This window comes from Pantoea sp. (assembly GCF_032114055.1).
GTDB lineage: Bacteria > Pseudomonadota > Gammaproteobacteria > Enterobacterales > Enterobacteriaceae > Pantoea.
In genome coordinates, this window is record NZ_DAMCTB010000005.1 from 100279 (window position 1) to 116295 (window position 16017).

Genomic DNA, 16017 nt, shown 5'->3' on the forward strand with positions numbered 1-16017 from the left:
CTCCCTGATGCGCTTCCTTCTTTTACTGATTGTGACTCTGCTGCCGGGTCTGGCGGTGGCCCAGCCCGGCGCGCTTGCGGGTAACCTGAGCAGTGTGGGCTCTGATACGCTCGGCTATCTGATGACGCTGTGGAGCGAAGATTTCAGCCGTCAGGTGCCAGGCGTAAACGTGCAGGTACAGGCTTCCGGCTCTTCGACCGCGCCGACCGCGCTGGCGGCGGGGGCGGCGCAGCTCGGTCCGATGAGCCGCCCGATGCAGGCTGATGAACGTCAGGCCTTTGAGGCGCGCTACGGCTATCCGCCGCTGGCCGTACCGGTGGCGATGGATGCGCTGGTGGTGGTCGTCAATCAGCGCAATCCGCTGCAGCAGATTGCGCCGCGTCAGCTTGACGCCATCTTCTCGGTGACGCGCCTGTGTGGCGCGCGCAATGTGCCGCTGCGCTGGGGCGACCTCGGCCTGACCGGGGCGCAGTGGCGCAGCCGCCCCATCCAGCGCTATGGCCGCAACTCTGCCTCGGGCACCTGGGGATTCTTCAAGCAGCAGGCACTCTGCCGGGGCGATTTTCGCAGCGACGTCGCGGAGTTTCCCGGCTCGGCTGCGGTGGTGCAGGCCGTCGCCGGCAATGCACGCAGCATCGGCTACGCCAGTTTCGGCTTTCACCTCAGTGGCGTAAAAATGCTGGCGGTGACCAGTGAGCAGGGGCAGGCAATCGTCCCGGATGCCGATGCCATCCGCAGCGGCCGCTACCCCTGGGCGCGTCCGCTCTATCTCTACGTCAATAAAGCGCCCGGTAAACCGCTGCCGCCGCTGGTGGCGGCCTTTCTGCAGCAGGTGCTTTCGGCGCAGGGACAGCGGCGCGTCAGCGAGGCCGGTTATCTGCCGCTGTCGGAAAGCCAGATCGCCCAGGCCCAGGCTTCCCTAAAATAACTCCGAACATGAATTAATTTCATCATCACTGAATTTTCTTCAGTTGCAGCCGCGCCGTGGGCGTGCCACTCTGTGTTCAGACATTTAGCCATCCAGATGGCTATTTATATCAGAATGCAACTATTTCCTGCCGTCATTACCGGCAGGCGAGAAAGGAGTGATCATGCAAAGAGAAACTGCCCCGTTCCGTGCCGACACCGTCGGCAGCTTCCTGCGACCTGCCGCCATTAAACAGGCGCGCGAGCAGTTTGCAGCTGGTGAGATCGATGCCGCTGCGCTGCATGAGGTTGAAGATGCGGCAATTCGTGATGTGGTCGCGAAACAGCGTGAAAATGGCCTGAAGGTGGTCACAGATGGGGAGTTTCGTCGCGGCTGGTGGCATTTCGACTTCTTCTATGGCCTGCAGGGCGTTGAGCGTTATGAGGCGGAGCAGGGCATTCAGTTCAATGGCGTGCAGACCAAAGCGCATGGCGTGAAAGTGGTCAGCAAACTGGGCTTCCCGGCCGACCACCCGATGCTCGATCATTTCCGCTTCCTGCAGAGCATTGCCGGTGATGCGGTGCCGAAGATGACCATTCCCAGCCCCAGCGTGCTGCACTTCCGTGGCGGCCGCAAAGTTATCGACGCGGAGGTTTATCCGGATCTGGCCGACTATTTCAGCGATCTGGCGCAGACCTATAAAGCGGCTATCCAGGCGTTTTATGATGCGGGCTGCCGCTATCTGCAGCTGGATGACACCGTCTGGGCTTACCTCTGTTCTGACGATCAGAAACGCGATATCCGGGCGCGCGGTGACGATCCGGACCAGCTGGCGCAGACTTATGCTCAGGTACTGAACACCGCACTGGAAGATAAACCTGCCGATCTGACCGTCGGCCTGCATGTCTGTCGCGGCAATTTCCGCTCCACCTGGATTTCAGAGGGCGGCTACGGACCGGTAGCGGAGATCCTGTTCGGCAGCGTCAACGTGGATGCTTTCTTCCTGGAGTATGACAACGCCCGCTCCGGCGGCTTCGAGCCACTGCGGTTTATCAGGCCCGGCCATCAGCAGGTGGTGCTGGGACTGATCACCACCAAAGTGGGTGAACTGGAGGATCCGGCGCAGGTGAGAATCCGGCTGGAGGAAGCAGCGCAATATGTCAGTCTGGATCAGATCTGCCTGAGCCCGCAGTGTGGTTTTGCCTCCACGGAAGAGGGCAATAGCCTGAGTGAAGCTGAGCAATGGCAGAAGATCCGTTTAGTGGTCGATATCGCAAAACAGGTCTGGTAAGCCTGTAACGTTGTGCAGACAGGCGCGTAAAACGCGCCTTTTGTGTATCTGAACGGTCATTTATGCGGAGATTTCTCACGCCCTGATGACTTTTCAGGCACATCATCTTGTGTGCCTGCTGCAAAAATTAACGCTATCCTCTGCCTTTTGGAAAAAGGGCGGGATAACCTTCTGGTTTTCCGATCCCGTATTGCCTTTCACCGCTATAAACGTTTTACTTAGCGCCGTTGTCGATCCACCCCTCTGTAAACAGAATAACAGCAGATTAAACTACCTGCGCGCCAGCCCGTGACGGACACAGTGCTGTGACATTGTCAGTCGTCGCGGTTCAGACGCAGCGAGGGGGACAACACGAACTCAACTTCCACCGCAACATCAGTGACAGGCCGTATGACACATCGTTTAACTTCGAAGGACATTCTCGCGCTGGGCTTTATGACATTTGCCCTGTTCGTTGGCGCGGGTAACATCATTTTCCCGCCTATGGTGGGTATTCAGTCTGGTGAACACGTCTGGACTGCCGCACTTGGCTTCCTGCTCACCGCCGTCGGCCTGCCCGTGATGACCGTCATCGCGCTGGCGCGTGTGGGCGGCGGCGTCGATGCGCTCAGCACCCCGATTGGCAAAGTGGCGGGCATCGTACTGGCGACCGTCTGCTATCTGGCTGTCGGCCCGCTGTTTGCCACCCCACGCACCGCCACCGTCTCGTTTGAGATGGGCATTGCGCCGCTGACCGGTGAAGGCCCGCTGCCGCTGTTTATCTACAGCCTGATCTACTTCGTGCTGGTCATTGGCGTGTCGCTCTATCCCGGCAAACTGCTGGATACCGTGGGCCACTTCCTGGCGCCGCTGAAAATCATCGCCCTGACTGTGCTCGGAGTAGCCGCGCTGCTCTGGCCGGCAGGTGGAACCATTACCGCGACCGCCGATTATCAGCGTGCAGCTTTCTCCAGCGGTTTCGTTAATGGCTATCTGACTATGGATACCCTGGGCGCACTGGTCTTCGGCATCGTGATTGTGAACGCGGCCCGTTCACGTGGCGTGGAAAATGCGGCGCTGCTGACCCGCTATACCGTGCTGGCTGGCCTGATCGCCGGTCTGGGCCTGACGCTGGTCTACCTCTGCCTGTTCAAACTGGGCGCAGGCAGTGGCGCACTGGTGGATCAAAACGCCAATGGCGCCGCGATTCTGCACGCTTATGTTCAGCACACCTTCGGCAACATGGGCAGCTTCTTCCTGGCCGCGCTGATCTTCGTCGCCTGTATGGTGACCGCCGTGGGCCTGACCTGTGCCTGTGCGGAATTTTTTGCGCAATACTTGCCATTGTCGTATAAAACGCTGGTGTTTATTCTGGGTCTGTTCTCTATGGTGGTGTCGAACCTCGGCCTGAGCCACCTGATTCAGATCTCTATCCCGGTACTGACGGCGATCTATCCGCCCTGTATCGTGCTGGTTGTGCTGAGTTTCACCCTGAACTGGTGGAACAAAAGCAGCCGGATTATCGCACCGGCGATGCTGGTCAGCCTGCTGTTTGGCATTGTTGATGCGATTAAAACCACCGGGTTTAAAGATATGCTGCCCGCTTTCAGTCAGCATCTGCCGCTGGCCGACCAGGGTCTTGCCTGGCTGCCGCCATCACTGGTGATGCTGCTGATTGCCGCTGTTGTCGACCGGGTAAAGGGACCTGAACAGGTTGCCGTTCACTCGTAACAGAGAGCGCTGATTCTTCTTTAACCACGGGCTTGCCCGTGGTTTTTTCATTTCACAGGTACAGGTTGTTATGCAAGAAACCAATAAGCTCAAACGCGGACTGAGCACGCGCCATATCCGCTTTATGGCACTGGGATCGGCGATTGGCACCGGGCTGTTTTACGGTTCCGCTGATGCGATAAAAATGGCCGGACCGAGCGTGCTGCTCGCCTACATCATCGGCGGGGCCGTGGCTTACATCATCATGCGCGCACTGGGTGAGATGTCGGTGAATAATCCTCAGGCCAGCTCTTTCTCCCGCTACGCCCAGGACTACCTGGGGCCGATGGCGGGCTATATCACCGGCTGGACCTACTGTTTCGAAATCCTGATTGTGGCGATAGCGGATGTTACCGCCTTCGGCATCTATATGGGCGTCTGGTTCCCGGAGGTGCCGCACTGGATTTGGGTGCTGAGCGTGGTGCTGATCATCGGCGCGGTCAACCTGATGAGCGTGAAGGTGTTCGGCGAAGTGGAGTTCTGGTTCTCTTTCTTCAAGGTCGCCACCATCATCGTGATGATTCTGGCCGGTTTTGGCATGATCATCTGGGGGATTGGCAATGGCGGTCAGCCGACCGGCATCCACAATCTCTGGAGTAACGGCGGCTTCTTTGCGCACGGCGTGGTGGGTATGCTGCTGTCGCTGCAGATGGTGATGTTTGCCTATGGCGGCATTGAGATTATCGGGATCACCGCCGGTGAAGCGAAAGATCCGGAGAAGTCGATTCCGCGTGCGATTAACTCCGTACCCTGGCGCATCCTGGTGTTCTACGTCGGTACGCTGTTTGTGATTATGTCGATTTATCCGTGGAATCAGGTTGGCACCGCAGGGAGCCCGTTTGTGCTGACCTTCCAGCATCTGGGGATCGCGGCCGCGGCCTCTATCCTCAACTTCGTGGTGCTGACGGCCTCGCTCTCGGCCATTAACAGCGATGTGTTTGGCGTGGGCCGTATGCTGCACGGTATGGCACAGCAGGGCCATGCGCCGAAGATCTTTATGAAAGTCTCTTCGCGCGGCATTCCATGGGTGACGGTGGTGGTGATGATGTTTGCCATGCTGATCGCGGTCTACCTTAACTACCTGATGCCGGAAAAAGTGTTCCTGGTGATCGCCTCCCTGGCAACCTTTGCAACGGTGTGGGTCTGGATCATGATTCTGCTGTCGCAGATAGCGTTTCGCCGCAAAATCGGCAAAGAGGCGGCCAGCAAACTGCACTTCGCTCTGCCTGGCGGCAGCTGGACCGCAGGCGTCGGCGTTGCCTTCCTCTGTTTTATTATTGCGCTGATTGGCTACTTCCCCGACACCCGCATTTCGCTCTATGTGGGGCTGGTGTGGATCCTGCTGCTGCTGGCAGGCTACAGACTGGTGCGTAAGCCTCGTTAATCTTCCGTTCTGCTCTCCCGGCCCCGGGGGAGCAGAACCAATTATTTCCCGCCTCTGCTTTATCCTCTGTTATTTGTGTGATCCCCGGCACAGCATTCCGTTTCGCCGCCGATGCGGCATGTCGCTGAAATAATATTGCGTGGTGTTCTGCGATTTATTTTCGCGACGGCGGGCGGAAGGGGTTATTTCATTAAGCGGTTATTATCACAGACGAAAAATGCGGAGAGCCGGACAGGCGTGACCACGCAACAGCGCGCAGCGGGCGGGCAGTGAACAGCAAGTGTGCGGACATGGAAAATAAAAAACGGCGAAACCAGTCGCCGAAAGAATCAAAGAATTACAGGAAAAAATAATTATAAAGGGATGATTGACGTAACTATCGTAAAACAAAAAAGAGGGGGCTGATAGCCAGCGCGTTTTAAATAAGAAAAGGTCGGAATGGCGTTAATTAACGGTAATTAACATTATTCAGGCCGCCGGAAAGCTTCGGCCTGAATTTGATTAGCCACAGACTCAGGGCAATATAACCGAAACCGGCAGCGTAGCGCGGTTATCCAGGTTTTTGCGCAGCTGATTCAGCGTGGATTGATAAGGGCAGAGCAGGCCCACCTCTGTGACCCTGCAGTCGGGCTGATGCCACTCCTGACGTAACAGCGGATGTTTTTCATCAACCGGCTGCAGCTGACGGATCGCATCCAGACTCTGCGCCTGAAAATAGAGGCGCAAAAACCGTTCGCCGCTGCGGGTGTCGCGCCAGCGCTCCAGCACCAGACTGCTGCCGGGTGGAATGTTGCCGCGTGCATAACCGGCGAGCTGCCAGCTAAAGCCCATCAGGGTGCGTACCATTGCGATATTAGTGTCGTGCCCGACCAGAATGAACCAGCGGGCAGACGAACGTTCATCGGCGATCGTCTCCAGCAGAGCGTTAAGCAGGATTGAGCCGCGACGCTGAGCCAGATAGAGGAGGTCATTGCTGAGATCGTAGTTAGCGGTCAGCAAGGGCAGCAGCGCGGTGATCTGCGCGGCGGAAGTAATATGCCCCCAGGCGAGCTGATCGAACGGCAGATTTTCGCTGTAACCCAGCCGCAGTGTCTCCACCATGCTCGCCATCGCGCTCAGCCCATAAACGTAACTCCCGCCGCTGCGGGTCTGTCGGAGCGCCCAGGGCTGATCGAAGAAGGTGCAGGCACTGGCGGGCGGGCAGACGGCGGCTTTCAGCTGCTGAATCGCGGGTTGCAGCTGCTGCTGCAGCTGCGCCAGATCGCCCGCTTTCTGCTGTTTAGCCGCCAGCTCCCGGGCCGGGTCGCCCCGGGTAATTGCCAGTTTTTCACTCTGAAACAGCGGGTCGGCGTCACCCGCCACAGCGTGCACCGGCACGCCGCAGCCGGGAAAGGCGCCGTCAATGAGTGCCGCGCCGGTGGCGCGGGTGCGCTGCAGCGGACTGGCACGCACATAGACCTGGGTCGCATCCGGACAGCCTGCCGCCAGCAGACCAAGCTGGCGATAGTGCTCGCCTTCCCAGCGGCCTTTATTGACCACCGCACTGTAGCCATGACCGGTCAGCTCGCCATCGGCCGTGCTCCACTGCGTCCAGGGCTGCTGGCTGGCGGCTTCAATCTCTTTGCGGTTGCCCGGCGTCGGCGGGCGGACACCGTGACGGCTCAGTTCGACCACTTTTTCCAGCTGATACGTCGCCGCCTGGGCCGCCGGACTTGCCAGCCAGAGAGACGTGAGGATCAGCGCGCAATGGTACAGGGCAGGTCGCTTCATTTACTCATCCAGTGCGCTGTTACCGGTCAGCGCTTTGATCTGGGGATAAAGCGTTGCATTGGCCAGCAGCACCGGGTTACCGTTTTTCAGCCCCCCATTGCCCAGATAATCGTTGGTGACACCGCCCGCTTCGCGCATCAGAACAATGCCCGGCAGGCTATCCCAGGGGTGCATGTGCGCTTCGTAGTAACCAATCAGACGACCGGCCGCCGCCCAGGCACTGGTCAGTGCGCCCGAACCGATGCGGATAAACATGCCGCCCTGAGCGATCAGCCCGTTAATCAGATGCGAAACGCTTTCGCCCGCTGTCCGGCTGGAGTTACTGATGCCGAGCAGCCCCTCATTCAGCTGTGTCGCGCCATGAACCTGCATAGGATGTTCATTGAGCCACGCGCCCTGACCGGCGCGGGCGTGAAACAGCTCCTGATGATTGGGATCGCAGACCACACCGATAACCGGTTCACCCTCACACACGACCGCCAGCGAGACGCACCAGTTTGGCAGTCCGTTGACGAAGCAGGCGGTGCCATCGATCGGATCGACAACCCAGATAAAAGGGGCACCCTGAACCTCGCCGCCGCTCTCTTCACCATAGACGGCATCCTCCGGAAACCGTTCGGCGATTAAGCTCTTAATCAAGGCTTCCACGTTGCGATCGGCCTCGCTGACCACGTCCTGCAAATCCCTTTTGTGTTCCACCACCAGTGTCTGACGCTGCTGATACCAGGATAAGGCCCGGCTGGCCGCCGCACGGGCGATGTCGCAGGCGTAACGGTAACGCGCGTCAATTTCAGAATGCGAAGCGGATGACATCTTTTCCTCTTATGATTTTTTGCCGTATCGAACGGAAGGCGCGCCTGAACAGGCGGTCTGGCTGAGATATTAACTTAACTACTGTTAAGAAAGGCTTCATTAAGCCGCAGATGACGTGTAATGGCAAGATGGGGCGGAAGCGGGCGACGCTTTTTCAGCAGACAAAAGCGGGGCGTCGCCAGCCCGGTAGCAGGGGATCGGGTTTTACAGGGTTTTGTCGGTCGCCTGCGTCATTAAACGCGGATAAAAATCAAAAAACAGCGTTTCCAGCTGATCGTAATGCTGGGTGAAATCGTGGTAAGAGTCGCGCAGCGCCGCCAGACGGGGACGACGGCTGGCCATGCCATGCAGCACCCGCTCCAGCCGTCCGGCCTCGGCATAGTGTTCAAACCAGCGCTCGCGCCACATTACCGCATTAAGGTGCTGAAATTCAGAGGGCGTATCGCGCAGCTGCGGCACGATCTCCTGCTCGGCGGCGGCGGAAAATTGCGCCAGCGTCTGGTCAGGGGTGAACGCCTGCCAGTGGCGGGCCAGAAAGTGGTCCCAGATGACATCCAGAGTGATCGGTGCCACGCGGTACGTTTCCGCCCGGAACAGCTGGCGGGCGGTGCGTACCTCCGGCAGCGCATCGGTCATGACGTCGAGACGACGGTGCATGAGAATGCCGTCTGCGACGGGCGCAGACCAGTGCTGGTGCGGGTTACCCCGGACGAAGTCGGCCATCAGATTGCCGAGTAAGGAGCTGTCGGCCAGCCGGGCCAGATGGAGATGAGCAAGAAAGTTCATGCCGCATTATAAGCTGAACTGCCTTTGCGCAGCCAGTTGTTCAGAATTGGTCGATTTTCCGCTAAACTGTGCCGCCTGTTTTTGCCTGAGAAAGAACATTTCAATGCGTGTCGCCGATTTTGCTTTTGAATTGCCCGAATCCCTGATTGCTCACTATCCCCAGGCGCAGCGCAGCGGCTGTCGTCTGCTGTCGCTTGAGGGTCCCAGCGGTAACCTGTCGCACGGTGTGTTTACCGATGTGCTGGATAAGCTCAATCCAGGTGACCTGCTGGTGTTCAACAATACCCGGGTGATTCCGGCGCGCGTCTTTGGCCGTAAAGCCAGCGGCGGCAAAATCGAGATGCTGGTCGAGCGCATGCTGGACGACAAGCGCGTACTGGCCCACGTGCGCGCCTCAAAAGCGCCGAAACCGGGGGCTGAGCTGCTGCTGGGCGAAGATGAGAGCGTGAAAGCGACCATGGTGGCACGCCACGATGCGCTGTTTGAGATTGCGTTCGATGACGAGCGCGCCGTGCTCGATATCCTTAACAGCGTTGGCCACATGCCGCTGCCACCCTATATCGACCGTCCGGATGAAGAAGCTGACCGCGAACTCTATCAGACCGTCTACAGCGCCCGTCCGGGTGCCGTGGCGGCCCCGACGGCGGGACTGCACTTTGACGAACCGCTGCTGCAGGCGCTGAAAGAGAAGGGCGTCGAAATGGCCTTTGTCACGCTGCATGTCGGCGCGGGCACTTTCCAGCCGGTGCGCGTCGAGACCATCGAAGAGCATCACATGCATGCCGAATATGCCGAAGTGCCGCAGGAGGTCGTCGATGCGGTACTGGCCTGTAAAGCGCGCGGCAACCGGGTCGTTGCCGTTGGCACCACCTCCGTCCGTTCGCTGGAGAGCGCCGCCAAAGCGAGTCAGGATGCCCTGATTGCGCCGTTCTTCGACGATACCCAGATTTTTATCTATCCGGGCTATGAGTATCAGGTGATCGATGCGCTGATCACCAATTTCCACCTGCCCGAATCGACTCTGATTATGCTGGTGTCGGCCTTTGCCGGTTACCAGCACACCATGGCCGCGTACCGCGCAGCCGTGGCTGAGCAGTATCGCTTCTTCAGTTACGGAGACGCGATGTTTATCAGCAAAAATCCGCAGGCGCCGCTGGAAAACGTGGGCGACTGATTTATCAACCGATAGCCGGATTTGCCCTCAGGCGATGAAGGCTATCTGCATCGGACTGTTTCTCCGATGGAGGCTTTGTGAAATTTGAACTTGATACTACAGACGGGCGCGCGCGCCGTGGCCGTCTGATTTTCGATCGCGGCGTGGTGGAAACCCCGGCGTTTATGCCTGTGGGCACCTATGGCACCGTGAAAGGCATGACGCCGGAAGAGGTGCAGGAGACAGGCGCGCAGATCATTCTGGGCAACACCTTCCACCTCTGGCTGCGTCCGGGCCAGGAGATTATGAAACTGCACGGCGACCTGCATGACTTTATGCAGTGGAAAGGGCCGATCCTGACTGACTCCGGCGGTTTCCAGGTCTTCAGCCTGGGCGATATCCGTAAAATCACCGAGGCGGGCGTTCACTTCCGTAACCCGATCAACGGCGATCCGATCTTCCTCGATCCGGAAAAATCGATGGAGATCCAGTATGACCTCGGGTCCGACATCGTGATGATCTTCGATGAGTGTACGCCTTATCCGGCGGACTGGGACTACGCTAAACGCTCGATGGAGATGTCACTGCGCTGGGCGAAACGCAGCCGCGACCGCTTCGACAGCCTGGGCAACAAAAATGCGCTGTTTGGCATTATCCAGGGCTCGGTTTACGAAGATTTACGAGATGTCTCGGTGAAAGGTCTGGTAGAGATTGGCTTTGATGGGTACGCTGTGGGCGGCCTGGCGGTGGGTGAGCCTAAGCAGGATATGCACCGTATTCTTGAGCACGTCTGTCCACAGCTGCCGCAGGATAAACCGCGTTATCTGATGGGGGTCGGTAAGCCGGAAGATCTGGTTGAAGGCGTCCGTCGCGGTGTCGATATGTTTGACTGCGTGATGCCTACCCGCAATGCCCGAAATGGTCATCTGTTTGTGACGGAAGGCGTGGTGAAAATCCGCAACGCCCGCTACAAAGATGACACTGCGCCGCTGGATGCAGAGTGTGATTGTTACACCTGTCGCAATTACAGTCGTGCCTACTTGTATCATCTCGACCGTTGTAACGAAATACTGGGCGCGCGCCTGAATACTATCCACAATTTGCGCTACTACCAGCGTCTGATGGCAGGTTTACGCCAGGCCATCGAAGAGGGTAAATTAGAGCGCTTTGTAACTGAGTTTTACCAACGGACGGGCAAAGAAGTTCCGCCATTAACGTCTGACAATTCATCAATGAGGGAAATTTAATGAGCTTATTCATTTCTGACGCCGTGGCCGCAGCAGGCGCACCGTCTCAGGGAAGTCCGTATTCTCTGGTGATCATGCTGGTGGTGTTTGGTCTGATTTTCTATTTCATGATCCTGCGTCCGCAGCAGAAACGTGCGAAAGAGCACAAGAAGCTGATGGACTCTATTTCCAAGGGTGATGAAGTGCTGACCAGCGGTGGCCTGGTGGGTCGCGTAACAAAAGTCTCTGACACGGGCTACGTAGCGATTGCGCTGAATGACACCAATGAAGTGGTCATTAAACGTGATTTCGTCGCCGCCGTGCTGCCTAAAGGCACTATCAAGGCGCTGTAATTCTTTCTTCCCTAAGGGAACTGCCGTGTTAAATCGTTATCCTTTGTGGAAGTATGTAATGCTGGTCGTCGTGATTCTCGTCGGCCTGCTCTATGCGCTTCCCAACCTGTATGGTGAGGATCCGGCCGTTCAAATCACTGGCGCGCGCGGAAGCGCCGCCAGTGAGCAGACGTTGGATCAAATTCAGTCCGCATTAAAACAAGATAATATCCAGAGCAAATCCGTTGCGCTGGAAAACGGGGCGATCACCGCGCGTTTCGCCAACACGGATGTGCAGTTACGCGCCCGTGAAGCGATCATGAAAGCGCTGGGTGACAACTACGTTGTCGCGCTGAACCTCGCACCCGCAACGCCACGCTGGCTGTCCCTGCTGTCCGCAGAGCCGATGAAGCTCGGTCTTGATCTGCGGGGCGGTGTGCATTTCCTGATGGAAGTGGACATGGACACGGCGCTCAGCAAACTGCAGGAGCAGAATGCCGACACGCTGCGTAGCGACCTGCGCGCCAAAAACATTCCTTACACCAACGTCAACAAAATCGCGAACTACGGCGTGGAAATTCGTTTCCGTGACGCTGCCAGCCGTGATGCCGCGATCTCCTGGCTGAGTTCACGTCATCAGGATCTGGTGATCAACAGCAGCGGCAGTGACGCACTGCGTGCCACTATGAGCGATGCCCGTCTGAGCGAAGCGCGTGAATATGCGGTTCAGCAGAATATTACTATTCTGCGTAACCGTGTGAACCAGCTGGGCGTGGCGGAACCGCTGGTGCAGCGTCAGGGTTCTGATCGCATCGTGGTCGAGCTGCCGGGGATTCAGGATACGGCGCGCGCCAAAGAGATTCTGGGCGCAACCGCAACGCTGGAATTCCGTCTGGTTAACACCAGCGTGGATCCGGGGGCAGCGGCCAGTGGCCGTGTACCGGGCGACTCGGAAGTGAAGAAGATGCGTGATGGTCAGCCGGTCGTGCTCTATAAGCGGGTGATCCTGACCGGTGACCACATCACCGACTCAACCTCCAGCATGGATGAGTACAACCAGCCACAGGTAAACATCTCACTGGATGGTGCGGGCGGTAACATCATGTCGAACTTCACCAAGGACAACATCGGTAAGCCGATGGCGACCCTGTTTGTGGAGTATAAAGACAGCGGTAAAAAAGATGCCAACGGTCGTTCCATTCTGGTGAAGCAGGAAGAGGTGATTAACGTCGCCAATATCCAGTCCCGCCTGGGGAACAGCTTCCGTATCACCGGTATCAGCAACCCGAACGAAGCACGTCAGCTCTCGCTGCTGCTGCGCGCCGGTGCGTTGATTGCGCCGATTCAGATTGTGGAAGAGCGTACTATCGGACCGACCATGGGTCAGCAGAACATTACCCAGGGTCTGGAAGCCTGCCTGTGGGGTCTGCTCGCGTCGATCCTGTTTATGGTGATCTTCTATAAAAAGTTTGGTCTGATTGCGACCAGCGCACTGCTGGTAAACCTGGTGCTGATTGTCGGCATTATGTCCTTGTTGCCAGGTGCGACCCTGACCATGCCAGGTATTGCCGGTATCGTGTTAACGCTGGCGGTAGCGGTGGATGCTAACGTACTGATTAACGAACGTATTAAAGAAGAGCTGCGCAACGGGCGCTCGGTTCAGCAGGCAATTCATGAGGGCTACAAAGGCGCCTTCTCCAGTATTGTCGATGCGAACGTCACGACCCTGATCAAAGTTATTATTCTTTACGCGGTCGGCACCGGTTCGATCAAAGGTTTTGCGATTACCACCGCAATTGGTATCGCGACCTCAATGTTCACCGCGATTATCGGTACCCGTGCCATTGTTAACCTGGTTTACGGTGGCAAACGCATCAACAAGCTGTCTATCTGAGGAGTGCGTTGTGGCACAGGAATATAACATTGAGCAGTTAAACCACGGGCGTAAAGTCGTCGACTTTATGCGCTGGGATAAACTGGCTTTCATCATTTCGGGACTGCTGATCCTGGCGGCGATTGCCATCGTGAGCGTGCGTGGCTTTAACTGGGGCCTCGATTTCACCGGCGGTACGGTGATTGAGATCGCGCTGGAGAAACCCGCCGACCTTGACACGCTGCGCAGTGAACTGGTGAAAGCAGGCTTTGACGAGCCGCTGGTGCAGAACTTTGGCAGCAGCCGCGACGTGATGGTGCGTATGGCGCCGGTAACCGGCGGTGCCGGCACCGAGTTAGGCAATAAAGTGGTCTCGGTAATTAACCAGACCACCCAGCAGAACGCGACCGTTAAGCGCATCGAGTTCGTTGGCCCGAGCGTGGGCAGCGACCTGGCGCAGGCGGGGGCGATGGCGTTACTGTCTGCACTGATTGCGATTCTGATCTACATCGGTTTTCGCTTTGAGTGGCGTCTGGCACTGGGTACGGTACTGGCGCTGGCGCACGACGTGATTATTACCTGCGGTCTGCTGGCGCTGTTCCGCATTGAAATCGACCTGACCATTGTCGCCTCGCTGATGTCAGTCATTGGTTACTCGCTTAACGATAAAATCGTGGTGTCAGACCGTATTCGTGAAAACTTCCGCAAGATCCGTCGCGGCAGTGCTTACGACATTACTAACGTCTCTCTGACTCAGACGTTAAGCCGTACGCTGATTACCTCGCTGACGACGCTGGCGATGATCCTCATCCTCTTCATCTTTGGCGGTGCGTTGCTGAAAGGCTTCTCACTAACCATGTTGATTGGTGTGACGATTGGTACGATTTCATCTATTTATGTCTCTTCGGCGCTGGCGCTGAAGCTGGGCATGAAGCGTGAACACATGCTGGTTCAGAAGGTGGAGAAAGAAGGCGCCGATCAGCCTTCAATCCTGCCGTAATGAGCATCGCGTAATAAAAAAGGGCAGCCCTGTGGCTGCCCTTTTTTTTTGCATCGCTGACCTAGGGGGGCGCGGATGCCGCAGGATGGGTCGGGACGGGGGTGTCTTCGATCACATTGTGTACCCGGACATAACCTAACTGTTCGGGTGTCAGACCGCTGAGCCGCAGCGGGATAGACGCCGAATGCTGTGGCAGCAGTGAGGCCGGCAGCGCAACTGTCTGGCTCAGACTGCCCCTGTTCAGCGGTTTACCGGTTGCCGGATCGCGTTCACCCCAGATGACGGTCGCATGCAGGGCGGGCAAAGGCCGATCGTCCATTGAGCGGACAGAGAGGGTCGCCCGCGAGCCGCTGGCTTCGGCGGTGACCGGCGACAGCGTCAGCCGCAGTATGCCGAAACGGGTCTGAAGCGCCACCGGCGTGTTTGCCAGCGGCACCAGCCACGCACCCTGTTCCGAGTGGCTGTTAAGCTGCCCCTGAATCTCCAGCGCACTGGCCTGCGTGGTCAGATGCTGCATCTGCTGATTCAGCTGAGTGACTTCCTGATGCAGCTCGCTGACCTGCGGGTTACTGGCCGTTGTACTGCAGCCGCTTAGCGTAACCAGCGAAAATGCGACCGGCGCCCAAACCAACCTGTTCATAAGTTATCCTTGTCCGTTATTTGGGAATACGTAAAACCTGACCGGGATAGATTTTATCAGGATGAGAGAGCATCGGTTTGTTCGCCTCGAAAATCTTGTTGTATTCATTGGCGTTACCATACACCTCTTTGGAGATGGCGCTCAGCGTGTCGCCTTTTTTCACGGTATAAAGCTGAGATTCGGCCGCGCTGTCGGTAACAGTAACCTTGTCTTCCACTTTGGTAATACCTGCGACGTTGCCTGCCGCGATCAGGATCTTCTCTTTCAGCTCCTGCGACAGACCATCGCCGGTGACGGTCACGGTGTCACCATTGACCTTTACATCCACTTTGTCACTGTCGGGTAAGCCGAGTTTATTGATGTGATCCTGCAGCTTTTTATTCTGGTCATCACCGCCATGCACGGCATCCCATAATTTTTCACCGGCTTCTTTCACAAAGTTAAACAGTCCCATATAACCTCCAGTATGTGAGTGGAAAATTTTTGATGTCGCCTGTAAAGCGTAGTCCGTTTTGCGGCAGACGAAATTCAACGTCGTTTATCCTGCGATGCGAATCCCAGGAAAGGCACGGAAGAGATTTTGTTGATCAGCAGTTCGCGTTACACTATCTGGCCCATCACTCTCGCGTCAGGAAACGTCATGCATTGCCCATTCTGCTCCGCTGTGGACACCAAAGTGATTGATTCTCGTCTGGTTAGTGAAGGATCTTCGGTGCGACGCCGCCGCCAGTGTCTGATGTGTCATGAACGCTTCACGACCTTTGAAGTGGCGGAACTGGTGATGCCCCGCGTGGTGAAAAGTAATGATGTGCGCGAACCCTTCAACGAAGACAAAATGGCCAGCGGGATGATGAAGGCGCTTGAGAAGCGTCCGGTCAGCGCCGACGCAGTTGAGAGCGCCGTTAACCATATTAAAACTCAGCTGCGCGCCACCGGCGAACGTGAGATCCCCAGCAAACTGATTGGCAATCTGGTGATGGATGAGCTGAAAAAGCTCGATAAAGTCGCCTATATTCGCTTCGCTTCGGTTTACCGCAGCTTTGAAGACATTCGTGATTTTGGCGAAGAGATCGCCCGGCTACAGGATTAAACC

The 16017-nt window shown here is 57.1% G+C and carries 15 protein-coding genes; 10 read left to right on the plus strand and 5 right to left on the minus strand.

The features are described 5' to 3' along the window. The first annotated feature begins 7 nt into the window (after positions 1–7). The 4 genes from RT657_RS10435 to proY all read left to right on the plus strand — a co-directional run bounded on the left by RT657_RS10435 (position 8) and on the right by proY (position 5331). Positions 8–928 carry a PstS family phosphate ABC transporter substrate-binding protein gene (locus RT657_RS10435; protein WP_313654339.1) on the plus strand — a complete coding sequence of 307 codons (921 nt, stop codon included), beginning with the start codon at positions 8–10 and terminating at the stop codon, positions 926–928. A 163-nt stretch (positions 929–1091) separates the two neighbouring features. Next, positions 1092–2198, plus strand: coding sequence for a cobalamin-independent methionine synthase II family protein (locus RT657_RS10440; protein WP_313654341.1), 1107 nt, complete (start codon positions 1092–1094; stop codon positions 2196–2198). Between the two features lie 390 nt (positions 2199–2588). Further along, positions 2589–3908 carry a branched-chain amino acid transporter carrier protein BrnQ gene (gene brnQ, locus RT657_RS10445; RefSeq protein WP_313654343.1) on the plus strand — a complete coding sequence of 440 codons (1320 nt, stop codon included), beginning with the start codon at positions 2589–2591 and terminating at the stop codon, positions 3906–3908. 70 nt (positions 3909–3978) lie between these two features. Further along, positions 3979–5331, plus strand: a complete 1353-nt coding sequence (gene proY / locus RT657_RS10450; RefSeq protein ID WP_313654344.1) for a proline-specific permease ProY — start codon at positions 3979–3981, stop codon at positions 5329–5331. Between the two features lie 513 nt (positions 5332–5844). On the opposite strand, the gene RT657_RS10455 is transcribed toward proY, so the two are convergent. The 3 genes from RT657_RS10455 to RT657_RS10465 form a co-directional block, all read right to left on the minus strand. After that, positions 5845–7101: a histidine-type phosphatase gene (locus tag RT657_RS10455; protein WP_313654345.1), complete on the minus strand. Its 1257-nt coding sequence runs from the start codon at positions 7099–7101 to the stop codon at positions 5845–5847. After that, complete coding sequence (locus tag RT657_RS10460; protein ID WP_313654346.1) at positions 7102–7914, minus strand: inositol monophosphatase; 813 nt, start codon at positions 7912–7914, stop codon at positions 7102–7104. It abuts the gene before it with no gap. Between the two features lie 204 nt (positions 7915–8118). Beyond that, positions 8119–8700, minus strand: coding sequence for an ACP phosphodiesterase (locus RT657_RS10465; protein ID WP_313654348.1), 582 nt, complete (start codon positions 8698–8700; stop codon positions 8119–8121). Positions 8701–8803: 103 nt separating this feature from the next. Between RT657_RS10465 and queA the strand changes: the two genes are divergently transcribed. The 5 genes from queA to secF all read left to right on the plus strand — a co-directional run bounded on the left by queA (position 8804) and on the right by secF (position 14284). Next, positions 8804–9874: a tRNA preQ1(34) S-adenosylmethionine ribosyltransferase-isomerase QueA gene (queA, locus tag RT657_RS10470; RefSeq protein ID WP_313654350.1), complete on the plus strand. Its 1071-nt coding sequence runs from the start codon at positions 8804–8806 to the stop codon at positions 9872–9874. 77 nt (positions 9875–9951) lie between these two features. Further along, positions 9952–11100, plus strand: coding sequence for a tRNA guanosine(34) transglycosylase Tgt (gene tgt / locus RT657_RS10475; RefSeq protein ID WP_111140010.1), 1149 nt, complete (start codon positions 9952–9954; stop codon positions 11098–11100). Next, positions 11100–11432 carry a preprotein translocase subunit YajC gene (gene yajC, locus RT657_RS10480; protein ID WP_009091760.1) on the plus strand — a complete coding sequence of 111 codons (333 nt, stop codon included), beginning with the start codon at positions 11100–11102 and terminating at the stop codon, positions 11430–11432. The genes tgt and yajC overlap by 1 nt, the downstream gene beginning before the upstream one ends. A 25-nt stretch (positions 11433–11457) precedes the next feature. After that, the gene (gene secD, locus RT657_RS10485) at positions 11458–13305 is read left to right on the plus strand and encodes a protein translocase subunit SecD (RefSeq protein WP_313654351.1); all 1848 of its coding nucleotides are present in this window, start codon (positions 11458–11460) and stop codon (positions 13303–13305) included. 10 nt (positions 13306–13315) lie between these two features. After that, positions 13316–14284, plus strand: coding sequence for a protein translocase subunit SecF (gene secF / locus RT657_RS10490; RefSeq protein WP_313654352.1), 969 nt, complete (start codon positions 13316–13318; stop codon positions 14282–14284). A 61-nt stretch (positions 14285–14345) separates the two neighbouring features. Here secF and RT657_RS10495 read toward each other — a convergent pair whose 3' ends face one another. Continuing rightward, on the minus strand, positions 14346–14924 hold the full coding sequence (locus tag RT657_RS10495) for a DUF3251 domain-containing protein (RefSeq protein ID WP_313654353.1): 579 nt from the start codon (positions 14922–14924) through the stop codon (positions 14346–14348). A gap of 16 nt (positions 14925–14940) precedes the next feature. Further along, positions 14941–15378 carry a peptidoglycan-binding protein LysM gene (gene lysM / locus RT657_RS10500; protein ID WP_313654355.1) on the minus strand — a complete coding sequence of 146 codons (438 nt, stop codon included), beginning with the start codon at positions 15376–15378 and terminating at the stop codon, positions 14941–14943. A 186-nt stretch (positions 15379–15564) separates the two neighbouring features. Here lysM and nrdR point away from each other — a divergent pair, with 186 nt between their 5' ends. Beyond that, positions 15565–16014, plus strand: coding sequence for a transcriptional regulator NrdR (gene nrdR / locus RT657_RS10505; RefSeq protein WP_009091750.1), 450 nt, complete (start codon positions 15565–15567; stop codon positions 16012–16014). Positions 16015–16017 lie beyond the last annotated feature (3 nt).